The 12,389-nt window shown below is 62.1% G+C and carries 13 protein-coding genes; 12 read left to right on the top strand and 1 reads right to left on the bottom strand.

Annotation, left to right across the window (positions count from 1 at the left end; genetic code table 11):
• Positions 1-95 precede the first annotated feature (95 nt).
• Genes V1277_RS04975 through soxA form a run of 8 tightly spaced genes read left to right on the top strand, consistent with a single transcriptional unit; the run spans position 96 to position 6,415 of the window.
• Positions 96-545, top strand: coding sequence for a (2Fe-2S)-binding protein (locus V1277_RS04975; protein WP_334415233.1), 450 nt, complete (start codon positions 96-98; stop codon positions 543-545).
• A 10-nt stretch (positions 546-555) separates the two neighbouring features.
• A complete protein-coding gene (locus V1277_RS04980; protein ID WP_334415234.1) occupies positions 556-2,742 on the top strand; it encodes a xanthine dehydrogenase family protein molybdopterin-binding subunit in 2,187 nt (728 codons plus the stop codon).
• A gap of 53 nt (positions 2,743-2,795) precedes the next feature.
• A complete protein-coding gene (locus V1277_RS04985) occupies positions 2,796-3,089 on the top strand; it encodes a c-type cytochrome (RefSeq protein ID WP_334415235.1) in 294 nt (97 codons plus the stop codon).
• A gap of 30 nt (positions 3,090-3,119) precedes the next feature.
• Positions 3,120-4,385, top strand: a complete 1,266-nt coding sequence (locus V1277_RS04990) for an FCSD flavin-binding domain-containing protein (RefSeq protein ID WP_334415236.1) — start codon at positions 3,120-3,122, stop codon at positions 4,383-4,385.
• 13 nt (positions 4,386-4,398) lie between these two features.
• On the top strand, positions 4,399-4,836 hold the full coding sequence (soxX, locus tag V1277_RS04995; RefSeq protein WP_334373960.1) for a sulfur oxidation c-type cytochrome SoxX: 438 nt from the start codon (positions 4,399-4,401) through the stop codon (positions 4,834-4,836).
• Between the two features lie 9 nt (positions 4,837-4,845).
• Positions 4,846-5,325 (top strand): SoxY-related AACIE arm protein, encoded by a 480-nt coding sequence (locus tag V1277_RS05000; protein WP_334415237.1) that lies wholly within the window; start codon positions 4,846-4,848, stop codon positions 5,323-5,325.
• Positions 5,325-5,645 carry a thiosulfate oxidation carrier complex protein SoxZ gene (gene soxZ, locus V1277_RS05005; protein ID WP_334415238.1) on the top strand — a complete coding sequence of 107 codons (321 nt, stop codon included), beginning with the start codon at positions 5,325-5,327 and terminating at the stop codon, positions 5,643-5,645. The genes V1277_RS05000 and soxZ overlap by 1 nt, the downstream gene beginning before the upstream one ends.
• Positions 5,642-6,415 (top strand): sulfur oxidation c-type cytochrome SoxA, encoded by a 774-nt coding sequence (gene soxA / locus V1277_RS05010; protein WP_334415239.1) that lies wholly within the window; start codon positions 5,642-5,644, stop codon positions 6,413-6,415. The genes soxZ and soxA overlap by 4 nt, the downstream gene beginning before the upstream one ends.
• Before the next feature lie 159 nt (positions 6,416-6,574).
• Here soxA and V1277_RS05015 read toward each other — a convergent pair whose 3' ends face one another.
• Positions 6,575-7,348 carry a ferredoxin--NADP reductase gene (locus V1277_RS05015; protein WP_334415240.1) on the bottom strand — a complete coding sequence of 258 codons (774 nt, stop codon included), beginning with the start codon at positions 7,346-7,348 and terminating at the stop codon, positions 6,575-6,577.
• A 145-nt stretch (positions 7,349-7,493) separates the two neighbouring features.
• Here V1277_RS05015 and V1277_RS05020 point away from each other — a divergent pair, with 145 nt between their 5' ends.
• The 4 genes from V1277_RS05020 (at position 7,494) to V1277_RS05035 (ending at position 12,386) form a co-directional block, all read left to right on the top strand.
• Positions 7,494-8,693 (top strand): amidohydrolase family protein, encoded by a 1,200-nt coding sequence (locus tag V1277_RS05020; RefSeq protein WP_334415241.1) that lies wholly within the window; start codon positions 7,494-7,496, stop codon positions 8,691-8,693.
• 230 nt (positions 8,694-8,923) lie between these two features.
• Positions 8,924-10,477, top strand: coding sequence for an SUMF1/EgtB/PvdO family nonheme iron enzyme (locus tag V1277_RS05025; RefSeq protein ID WP_334420286.1), 1,554 nt, complete (start codon positions 8,924-8,926; stop codon positions 10,475-10,477).
• Between the two features lie 16 nt (positions 10,478-10,493).
• Positions 10,494-10,919, top strand: coding sequence for a DUF4399 domain-containing protein (locus V1277_RS05030; RefSeq protein ID WP_334373953.1), 426 nt, complete (start codon positions 10,494-10,496; stop codon positions 10,917-10,919).
• A gap of 66 nt (positions 10,920-10,985) precedes the next feature.
• Complete coding sequence (locus V1277_RS05035) at positions 10,986-12,386, top strand: selenium-binding protein SBP56-related protein (protein WP_334415242.1); 1,401 nt, start codon at positions 10,986-10,988, stop codon at positions 12,384-12,386.
• Positions 12,387-12,389: the final 3 nt, after the last annotated feature.

Here is a 12,389-nt window from a genome sequence, read left to right on the forward strand (position 1 = left end):
TCAAGCGCGCGTTTTCTTGATTTGAACTGTTCTATTTTCTCGGATCACATCGCGCCCGGTTCAATTGGCGAATTGGACTCAAAAAGGGACATGCGATGGCAAACCTCACAATAAACGGCAAAACAATCAATGTGGATGTCGAAGACGACACGCCACTGCTCTGGGCTATCAGGGAGAATGTCGGGCTGACCGGCACCAAATATGGCTGCGGCATTGCACTATGCGGCGCCTGCACCGTTCACGTCGACGGGGTCGCGATGCGCTCCTGCGGCATGACGGTCAGCGAGGCCGCCGGCAAGCAGATCACCACGATCGAAGGTCTCGCCTCAGAAGGCGCGTTGCACAAGGTGCAGCAGGCATGGGTAGCTAACGACGTCCCGCAATGCGGCTTTTGCCAGAGCGGCATGATCATGGCGGTCGCAGCCCTTCTCAAGGAAAAGCCGAAGCCGACCGACCAGGATATTAACGAGGCCATCACCAATATCTGCCGATGCGGGACCTTCCAGCAGGTCCGCGAGGCGATCCACGCCGCCGCGAACGCTTGAGGGGGACGCCATGAACAAGTACGTCATGCCCAAACTCAATCGCCGCAGCTTTGTGATCGGCACGGCTGCCGCCGGCGCCGGCCTCGCACTCGGTCTTGATATTCCCTTCGGCGGGCCGAATGTGGTTCGCGCCGCCGACGGCTCGCCCGAGATCAATGCCTGGGTGGTGATCCGCCCCGATGACACTGTCGTGATCCGCATCGCCCGCTCGGAGATGGGACAGGGCTCGCTCACCGGCCTCGCGCAGCTCGTCGCGGAAGAGCTTGAATGCGACTGGTCGAAGGTCACCACCGAATATCCTACGCCGGGTCAAAGTGTCGCACGCAAGCGCACCTGGGGCGACTTCTCGACCGGCGGCAGCCGCGGCATCCGCGCCAGTCATGAATATGTCCGAAAGGGCGGCGCCACCGCGCGCATGATGCTGGTGCAGGCCGCCGCGAACGAATGGAAGGTGCCGGCCTCGGAATGCACGGCCGCCAACAGCATCATTACCCACACGCCGTCGGGCAGAACCACGACCTATGGCAAGGTGGTGGAAGCGGCAGCCAAACTCGAGCCGCCGGCTGACGTGAAGCTGAAAGATCCCAAGGACTGGAAGCTCGCCGGCAAGTCCCTGAAGCGGCTTGATACGGTGGAGAAGACCACCGGCGCGATGATCTACAGCATCGATGTCAAGCTGCCGGGCATGCTCAACGCCGCGATCAAGGATTGCCCCGTCTTCGGCGGCAAACTGAAGAGCTACGACGAAGCCAAGGTCGCGGGCATGAAGGGCGTCAGAAAGGTCGTCCGTGTCGGCGACACCGCAGTCGCTGTCATTGCCGATACCTGGTGGCACGCCAAGACCGCGCTCGACGCGTTGCCGGTCGTCTGGGACGAAGGCGAGAACGCCAAAGTCTCCAGTGAGTCGATCGCCAAATGGCTGGCCGAAGGCCTCGACAACGCCCAGCCGGCTTACATCGGCAACCAGAACGGCGACGCCAAGGGCGCGATTGCCTCTGCCGCCAAGAAGGTCGAAGCGGTCTACAACTATCCCTACCAGAACCACGCCACGATGGAGCCGCTCAATGCCACGGCGATCTATACGCCTGACAAATGTGAGGTCTGGTGCGGTACGCAGAACGGCGAAGCGGCATTAGCCGCTACGCTGGAAGCATCGGGATTGCCGGCCGAAAAATGCGATGTGCACAAGCATATGGTCGGCGGCGGCTTCGGCCGCCGTGGCATGACCGATTATGTCCGGCAGGCGGTTCTGATTGCCAAGCAGATGCCGGGCACACCGGTCAAGCTGTTGTGGTCGCGCGAAGAGGACATGCTGCACGGCAAATATCATCCGGTCACGCAATGCAAACTCACCGGCGCCTTCGACGCCAACAACAATCTGACGGCGCTGCATGTCAGAATATCAGGACAGTCGATCCTGTCCTCGGCGCGTCCGGCAGCGCTGGAAAACGGCAAGGACCCGGTGGTGTTCCAAGGGCTCAATGCCACAGGCGAGGCAGCGATCGGCTACAGCGTACCGAATTTGCTGATCGAGCACGCGATGCGCAATCCGCACGTCCCGCCTGGCTTCTGGCGCGGCGTCAACCTCAATCACAACGCGATCTACCTGGAATGCTTCATGGATGAACTCGCCAATGCAGTGGGCCAGGATCCCCTGGAATTCCGCCGCAAGCTGATGAGCAAGCATCCGAAGCACCTCGCCGTGCTCAATGCGGTGGCCGAGAAGATCGGCTGGGGCAAACCCGCGCCACAAGGCGTCCATCGCGGCATCGCGCAGGTGATGGGCTTTGGCAGCTATGTCGCAGGTGCCGCGGAAATCTCGGTCACCGACGACGGCAAGATCAAGGTGCATCGCATCGTCGCCTCGACCGATCCGGGCTACATCGTCAACCCGGCGCAGGTCGAGCGGCAGATTGCCGGCTCCTTCGTCTATGGCCTGTCCGCCCTGTTCTATGGCGCCTGCACGGTGAAGGACGGCAAGATCGAGCAGACCAACTTCGACACCTACGATTCAATGCGCATTGCCGCGATGCCGAAGGTGGAAAGTGTCATGCTGCCGAGCGGCGGCTTCTGGGGCGGCGTCGGCGAGCCGACCATCGGCGTCGCCGCACCCGCGGTGCTCAACGCCTACTTCGCGGCAACCGGCAAGCGGATCCGTTCGGTCCCGCTGAAGGACCAGAACATCACGTTTGCCTGAGAGTAACGGGCGGCGGCCTTTCCGGCCGCCGCTCGCCCATCGAGAGATTTCTGATGAAAGCCTTGTGTGTCGTCATCGGGCTGGCAACGGTCATGGCGTCGAGCCTGCCGGTGCTTGCGGCTTCCGATCCCCCGCCTGGCGCGGCGTCCTGCTCCGGCTGCCACTCCGGTGGGGTGACCGGATCGTCCGTTTCGCGGCTGAACGGCCGCGACGCCGGCGAGATCGCGACCGCGATGGCTGGATTTCGCGACGGCTCGCTTCCCGCTACGGTAATGAACCGCATCGCCAAGGGCTTTTCCGACGATGAGTTGCGCGCGATGGCGGCGTGGCTCGCTGCACAAAAGTAAGGGGCCGCCAGCATGGGCGTAAGCCGTCGCATGAGCCGCCGGAAGTTCTGTAGCGCCAGCGCGGCCGCCGCAGTCACGGCCTTGGCGTCTCCGCTGCCCGCGTTGGCGCAATCCGCGGCGCGCATCGTCGTGATCGGCGGCGGTTTCGGCGGTGCGAGTTGTGCGCGCGCGCTGAAACAGATCGATCCGAAATTGCAGGTCACGCTGGTCGAGCCGAACCGGACCTTCATCGCCTGCCCGTTCAGCAACAATGTTGTCGCCGGACTGCGTTCGATCGAGCAGCAAAAATTCGGTTATGACAAGGTCGCCGCCAGCGGCATCACCGTGGTGGCGCTGGAAGCAACGACCATCAATGCAGCGGCGCGGACCGTGGGGCTCGCCGACGGCACCTCGCTCGCCTACGACCGCCTGGTGCTGTCTCCCGGTATCGAACTGCGTTTCGACGCCCTGTCGGGCTACGACGAAGCCGCCGCGGCGAAGATGCCGCATGCCTGGAAAGCAGGCGAGCAAACGCTGTTGCTGCGCAAGCAACTCGAGGCCATGGACGATGGCGGTCTGGTGGTGATCGCAGCTCCCGCCAACCCTTTCCGTTGTCCGCCCGGACCTTACGAACGGGCCTGCCTGATTGCGCACTATCTGAAGACCAGGAAGCCGCGTTCGAAGCTGATCATCCTTGACGCAAAAGACACCTTCTCCAAGCAGCGTCTGTTTCAGAACGCCTGGAAGGAGCTTTACCCGGGGATGATCGAATGGATATCGCTATCGCAGGGCGGCAAGGTGAATGCCGTCGATCCGGCGACCAACACTCTGATCACGGATTTCGGCAATCACACCGCCCAGGTGGCCAACGTTATTCCGCCGCAACGGGCCGGCCGCATCGCGGCGATCGCGGGCGCGACCGATAACACCGGCTGGTGCGCGATCGATCCTGTCACTTTCGAATCCAGATCGGCGCCGAACATCCATGTCATCGGCGATGCCTGTCTCGCCGGCGCGATGCCAAAATCCGCGTTCTCGGCGAATGCGCAGGCCAAGACTTGCGCAAACGCGATTGCCACACTGGTCGCCGGCGGATCGCCAGCCGCGCCGAAACTGATCAATACGTGCTACAGTCTGGCAGCCCCCGACTATGGCATCTCGATTGCCGGTGTATACCATCCGAAGAATGGATCGCTTGCCGACGTTGAAGGCGCCGGCGGCGTTAGTCCGCTGGAGGCGTCACGCGATTTCCGCGCCCGCGAGGCCGACTATGCGCAATCCTGGTTCGCGACCATTACGGCGGAAGTCTTTGGCTAGACGCACCTATCGCATGTTGGATCCGATTCTTGCTGGAGCTCTCCTCGTGCTGCCCGGCTGCGCCGCCGCAACGGAACTGCGCAGCTATGCCGTCATTGACGATGCCATTCCGCAGTCACTGACGGGCACGGCCGGCGATGCGACGCGCGGCCGCGCCCTCGTCGTCGAACGTTCCAGCACTTGCATCCTGTGCCACAACGGCCCATTTCCCGAACAGAAATTCCAGGGCGACCTGGCGCCTGATCTTTCCGGTTCCGGCAGCCGCTGGTCCGAAGGTCAGCTTCGGCTTCGGCTGGTGGATGCCTCTCGTCTCAATGCCGAGACGATCATGCCGTCCTATTACCGCGTTGACGGCCTTACTCGCGTCGGGACGCTGTGGCGCGGAAAGCCGATCCTGTCGGCCGAACAGATCGAGGATATCGTGGCGTATCTCGCAAGCCTACGCGAATAGGAAGGTCCGATGCAGCAACCACCGAATTCGACACGCCGCCAGTTTCTCGGCCTCGCCGGAGCGGCAGCCGTGCTTGGCACGGCCCCCGTCGTCACGCTTCGGCCTGCCGAGGCGACGCCCGAGATGCTCGCTTCCGCCATCCGCAATGTCACCGGCGGCGGCGCGGTGAAAACCGGCAAGGTCAAGCTCGACGTGCCGCCCTTGGTCGAGAACGGCAATACCGTGCCGCTGACGGTGAGTGTCGCCCACCCGATGGCGCCGGAGGACCACGTCAGCAGCATCCACGTGTTCAACGAGAAAAATCCGCAGCCGAACGTCGCCAACTTCCACCTCGGCCCCCATGCCGGCCGCGCGCAGGTTTCGACCCGCATTCGCCTCACCGACAGCCAGAAGGTGGTCGCGATCGCCAAACTCTCGGACGGGTCGTTCTGGTCGGCCAGCGTCGACGTCGTGGTGACACTGGCGGCCTGCACCGAGGAGGTGATCTGATGGCTTCCGCGCTGATCAACGTTCCGGCCAAAGCCAAACGCGGCGACATCATCGAGATCAAGACGCTGATGTCGCACATCATGGAGTCGGGCTTTCGCCATAGGGCGTCAGGTGAAGCTGTGCCGCGCGACATCATCACGAGCTTTACGTGCCGCTTTAACGGCGCTGAAATCTTCCGCGCCGATTTGTTCCCGGCGATTGCCGCCAACCCGTTCTTCTCCTTCTTCACGACCGTGACCGAAAGCGGCAAGTTCGAGTTCGAATGGATTGGCGACAAGGGTTTTTCCGAAACCGCTTCCGCCTCGATCTCGGTCGAATGAGATTTTTGGGCGCCATAGCCGCCGCATTGCTGGTGGTGGGCGCCGTCGGAGCTGCCGAGATCCCGCAAGCCGACCGCCGTTCCGGCTACAGCTTCATGAAGCCGGACACAAAAACGATGCAGGACGACGACACCGCCAATCCCGGCATGCTCTGGGTGCTCAATGGCGAGACACTGTGGAACCGCAAGACGGGCGCCGCCGACAAAGCGTGCGCCGATTGCCATGGCAATGCACGCGCAAGCATGAAGGGTGTGGCCGCCCGCTACCCCGCGTTCGACAAGGCAACCGGCCGCCCCATCGATCTGGAACAGCGCATCAATTCGTGCCGCACCAACCACCAACAGGCCACGCCGCTGCCGTTCGAGAGCCGCGAGTTGCTGGCGCTGACAGCCTTTGTCGCGCGGCAATCACAGGGGGCTCCGATCGAAACCAGATCCGACCCGCAGCTCGCGCCGTTCGTCGCCAAAGGACGCGAGCTCTACATGCAGCGGCAGGGCCAGCTCAACCTCGGCTGCACCAATTGCCATGACGACAATTGGGACAAGCGGCTCGCCGGCGCCGCGATCACACAAGGACATCCGACCGGCTACCCGCTCTACCGGCTGGAATGGCAATCGCTTGGCTCGCTGCAGCGCCGGCTGCGCGCCTGCATCACCGGCATCCGCGCGCAGGCCTATGATTACGGCGCGCCGGAACTGGTTGAACTGGAATTATACCTGATGTCGCGGGCGCGCGGGATGCCGATGGAAGCGCCGGCGGTGCGGCCTTAGCTCTACCTCCTCTTGGTGAGGAGCGCGTAGCGGGTCCCCTCACCATGGGCCCGGACTCAAAATTGCGAAAACAACCCCATGCAAAGTAGAATGGGCCCCCGCTCGGCAGCACGCGCGCGCTGCTTGCCGGGATACGAGATGGTCTGTCGTCCCGGCGCCTTACCGCTCCGCGAACGCCTTCTCGACCACAAACTGCGCCGGCTCGCCGTGATTGCCCTCGGCAAAACCCTTGCCGACGAGCAGCGCGCGCGTGTCCGTCACCAGCGCCGGGCTGCCGCAGATCATGACGCGGTCATGGGCCGGATCGAGCGTGGCCAGCCCGATGTCGGCGAACAGCTTGCCGGAAGTGATCAAGTCGGTGATGCGGCCGCGGTTGCGGAAGGGATCGCGGGTCACGGTCGGATAATAGATCAACTGGTTGCGAACATATTCGCCGATCAGCTCGTCGTTCGGCAGCTTTTCGGTGATCATCTCGCCATAGGCGAGTTCGGCGACGCGGCGGCAGCCGTGCAGCAGCACCACTTTCTCGAACCGCTCATAGGTCTCGGGGTCCTTGATCACGGAAAGGAACGGCGCCAGCCCGGTGCCAGTGCCGATCAGATAGAGGTTGCGGCCGTCCTCGAGGTTATCGATGACCAGCGTACCGGTCGCCTTGCGGCTGACGATGATTTCGTCGCCCTGCTTTAAATGCTGGAGCCGCGAGGTGAGCGGGCCATCCGGTACCTTGATCGAGAAGAATTCGAGCCGGTCCTCGTAATTGGCGCTGGCGACAGAGTAGGCGCGAAGCAGCGGCTTCTCGCCGACCTTCAGACCGATCATCGTGAACTCGCCATTGCGGAAACGGAACGAGGGATCGCGTGTGGTGGTGAAGCTGAACAGCGTATCGGTCCAGTGATGAACGCTCAGCACGCTTTCCTGGTTGAAATTGCTCATCGCACCGTTCCCTGACCCGCAAGACTGATTGACCGGTCCAATCATTCGTATACGATCATTCGTATACAAACAAATAATCCAGCTTGATCCGATCGTCAAGCCGGGCAGAATGTCCGGCGAAGGCATTGAAGCAAAAGGAAAAACCATGGCCCACGACGCACCCCAGACGACCGGTCCGAACAAGCTGGTGATCCGCAATATCGGGCTCGTGTTGTCGGGGGCTTTGGAAAAGCCGATCCTGGATGCCGACACGATCGTGGCCGAGAACGGCAAGATCACAGCCATCGGCCGCTTCAAGGACTGCAATACCGAGGGCGCCACCACGACAGTCGATGCCAACGGCACCACCGTCGCGCCCGGATTGATCGACAGCCACGTCCATCCCGTCGCCGGCGACTGGACGCCGCGACAGAACCAGGGCAACTGGATCGACAGCTATCTCCATGGTGGCGTCACCACCATGATCTCGGCCGGCGAGGTCCACATGCCCGGCCGCCCGCGCGACGTCGTAGGCCTGAAGGCGATGGCGATCTTTGCGCAGCGCGCGTTTTGGACGCTGCGGCCAGGCGGGGTGAAGGTGCATGCCGGCGCGCCGGTCATCGAGTGCGAGATGGTCGAGGACGATTTCAAGGAAATGGCCGCGGCCGGCGTCAAGCTGCTCGGCGAGGTCGGCCTCGGCGGCGTCAAGGACGGCCCGACCGCGCGCAAAATGGTCGGCTGGGCCCGCAAATACGGCATTCAGAGCACGATTCACACCGGCGGACCTTCAATTCCCGGATCCGGCCTGATCGACAAGGATGTGGTGCTGGAAGCCGACACCGACGTCGTCGGCCATATCAACGGCGGCCATACCGCGCTGCCCGACGACCAGATCCGCTGCATCTGCGAGGGCTGCAAGCGCGGATTGGAGCTGGTTCACAACGGCAACGAGCGCTCGGCGCTGTTCACGTTGCGCACCGCGCGCGAGATGGGTGACCTCCATCGCGTCATCCTCGGCACCGACGCGCCGGCCGGGTCCGGCGTGCAGCCGCTCGGCATTTTGCGAATGGTCTCGATGCTGTCGTCACTCGGCGAACTGCCGGCCGAACTCGCCTTCTGCCTTGCGACCGGCAATACCGCGCGCATGCGCGAGCTCGATTGCGGAATCATCGAAATCGGCCGCTCCGCGGACTTCGTCCTGATGGACAAGGCCCAGCATTCCCCCGGCAAGAACATTCTGGAGAGCGTGCAACTCGGCGACCTCCCCGGCATCGGCATGACCATCATCGATGGCATCGTCCGCACCCAGCGCAGCCGCAATACGCCGCCCGCCGGCAAGGTGCCGGAGATCGTCAGCGGGCATTGATGCCGCTGGCCCTGCGAGTGCGCCGGGCGACTATATCCTCGAACGCGATGACCAAATTGCCGGTCAGGCCTCATTTTTTGTGAGCTCACTCACACTTAGCCCTTACGAACCGCGTGGAACCCGCGCACGGCTGCTTGCGGCGAACAGCCACCATGGTACGCTGTAGGTGCTGGAAAGATTGCTTGCCTCATACTGTATTTGTATTTGACAGTTGGGAGCCAATCCAAGCCATGGCCCAAATTCGAGACATCAAGTCAGGCCGAACTGGTGAGCCCTCGCCAGAGCCAATGCCACGCCGCCTCGCGGCCATCGTGGCAGGCGACATCTCCGGTTACAGCCGTCTAATGCAGATCGACGAGGAAGGGACGCACAATCGCGTCAAGAGGATCGAGCGCGACCTCATCGAACCCAGCATCAGAGAACACCACGGCAGGCTTGTTAAAACCACGGGCGATGGCTTCATCGCCATTTTCGACAGCCCGGTCGAAGCCGTCCGATCCAGCATCGTGATCCAGCAAAATCTGGTTGGCCGCAATGCATCACTGCCCAAGCATCATTGGATCGAATATCGAATTGGCGTCAATCTTGGCGACGTGATTATCGAGACCGACGACGTCTATGGCGACGGCGTCAATATTGCTACGCGGCTTGAGGGCATAGCCCATCCCGGCGAAGTCTATATCTCCGGCGGCATTTATGAGCAGATAAAGCACAAGCTGGTTTGCGGATACGAGTCGCTCGGTGATCGAAAAGTCAAGAACATCACCGATCCCGTTCGGGTCTACCGCGTGCTTCCCGACCCCTCCGCCCTTAACGCATATCGGAACCGGCGCGAACGCGTTCTGATCCTCTTGCTCGGCATTGCGATGCTGACCATTGCGATCGGCTCTCTCTGGTACATGTTCGCACAGCCTCGCAAGGCGATAAATCAGGCGTCGGCTCCCGTTTCATCTCCGACGGAAGCGCCGAAGGCGCCTGCGCCAGCCGCGAAACAACGAGCGCCGGCGCCCCAACCTTCTCCTTCACCAACTCAACAACAGGCGGCGCCGCTACCGCCGCCGGCGTCTCCCGAGACTCCGCCGACGAAGCAAGCGGCTGCGCCGGTTCGAGAACCCGAGATGATTTCGCTTCGGGGTGGCAGCTTCGCCATGGGCAGCAACGAAGACGTTTCGGAACGGCCGGTCCGTCAGGTAACGGTCAAGCCATTTGCGATGGGGAAATTTCCCGTCACCGTGCAGGAATGGAACGCATGCGCCGCCGCAAAGGCATGCGAATTCGCTGCGACCGGAAAGGACGATGCGCCTGTTACAAACATAAGCTGGAGCGATGCCAAGCAATATGTCGCGTGGCTCGCGGAAACCACCGGAAAACCATATCGACTGCCGAGCGAAGCCGAATGGGAATATGCGGCGCGCGGCGGCACGCAGACCCGATACTGGTGGGGCGATCAGTTTCAACCCGGCATGGTCAATTGCAAGAACTGCAGCGACATTCCAGCGGCCGACCAGCCGGTGAAGGTCGGCAGCCTCAAGCAAAATCCATTTGGGCTGTTTGATATGGGCGGCGGCGTCGATCAATGGGTCGAAGATTGCTGGCACAGAAATTATCAGGGCGCGCCAGGAGACGGGTCAGCATGGGTCGAGAATGCCTGTTCCTCGCATGTCATCCGCTCCGGCTCCTGGAGGAAGGACTCAGACTATGCCCGCGTATCAAACCGCGGCAGCTATGACACCAACGTGCGATATCCCACCCACGGGTTCCGCATCGCGCTGTCTCCCAAGTAGTCTTAAGAGGGCGGTCATGAAGTTCACGCAGTGGATCGCTCTCTCAGCAGCGCTCACTTGCCTGCCGTTCGCCGCGTATGCTCAAGGCAAGCCCTCACACAAGGAGGCCCTTCTCTATTTCGTGTGGCCGCAGAACGGCGCCGTCATCAAGGGCGGATTTTGGTGCCGCTTTGGTCTGCGCAACATGGGCGTAACCCACGCGGGCGACAACTACCCAAACAGCGGCCACCATCACCTGCTGATCGATGTGAATGAACCGCTCAATCCCAATGAAGAGATTCCGCAGGACAAATCGCACCTTCATTTTGGCGCGGGCCAGACCGAAGCCCGGATCGAGCTTCCGCCCGGCAAGCACACGCTTCAGCTCGTGCTGGGCGACGCCGGCCACTATCCGCACAATCCTCCGGTAGTCTCGAAGAAAATTACCATCACGGTCAAATAGAGCGGAGCCCCCTCCGCCGACTTTAATCATTCTTGGAATCCGTCCAGACAAACAGGGAGGAGTACGATGAACATTCGGCCCGATCCCACGTTTCACGCTTCGCCAAAGCTTGCCATGGAAGCTCCGCCGGAGAGCTTCGCCTATACCGTGCTGCTCAGCCCGGATGCTTCAAAGCCGGACGCCCTCGCCGTGATCGACGTCAAGCCGGGCTCCTCGAGCTACGGCCAGATCGTTCATACCGTCACGATGCCGAACAAGGGCGACGAGTTTCATCATTTCGGCTGGAACGCCTGCTCGTCGGCACTCTCGCCGCTCACCGGGCATGCCTTCCTCGAGCGCCGCTATCTCATCATTCCCGGCATGCGATCGTCCCGCATCTATATCGTCGACACCAAGCCCGACCCCACCAAGGCGGCGATACACAAGATCATCGAGCCTGAAGAGATCTTCAGGAAGACGGGATATTCGCGGCCGCACACCGTTCATTGCGGGCCGGAAGGCATCTATGTCTCTACCCTCGGCGGCGGCGGCAAGGACGGCACCGATGGACCGCCCGGCGTCTTTATCATGGACTGCGAGACCTTCGAGGTCCTCGGACGGTGGGAGATCGATCGCGGCCCCCAGACAATGCACTATGATTTCTGGTGGAATCTGCCACGCGACTACATGGTGACGAGCGAGTGGGGGTTGCCGCCGCAGTTCGAGAACGGAATCGTGCCGGAGGATCTGCTCTCGAACAAGTACGGTCACCATATTCACTTCTGGGATCTGCGGGCCCGGCGAAACGTGCAGACGATCGATCTCGGGGCCAATCACCAGATGGGGCTGGAAGTGCGTCCCGCGCATGATCCAGTTCGCGAATACGGCTTTCTGGGCACCGTAGTCGACACCACAAACCTCGAAGGCTCGATCTGGACCTGGTGGCGCGAGGGCGGCAAGTTTCACGTCGAGAAGACGGCGACGATCCCACCGGAGGCGGCGCCGAAGGAGCAATTGCCGCCGCTGCTGCAGGGCTTTGGCGCAGTGCCGCCGCTGGTGACGGACATCGACCTGTCCATGGATGACAAATTCCTCTACGTCGCTTGCTGGGGCACCGGCGAGATGCGTCAATACGATGTCAGGGAGCCGCGAAAGCCGAAGCTTGCCGGCTCGGTTCACATCGGCGGCATCGCACGCCGCACGCAGCACCCGAACGGCAAGGCGTTTGCAGGCGGACCGCAGATGGTCGAGATCAGCCGCGATGGCAAGCGGGTGTACTGGACCAACTCGCTGTACTCGACATGGGACGACCAGTTTTACCCCGATGGCGTCCCGGGAGCCATGGTGATGGCCAATGCGAAGCCGGACGGTGGTCTCGAACTGGCGAGCAATTACTGGGTCAACTTCCCCGACGGCTACCGCGCGCACCAGATCCGGCTCGACGGCGGCGACTGTTCGACGGATTCGTTCTGCTATCCGTCGGTTTGAAAT

Origin of the sequence: Bradyrhizobium sp. AZCC 1588, from assembly GCF_036924735.1 — a bacterium.
Taxonomy (GTDB): Bacteria; Pseudomonadota; Alphaproteobacteria; order Rhizobiales; family Xanthobacteraceae; genus Bradyrhizobium.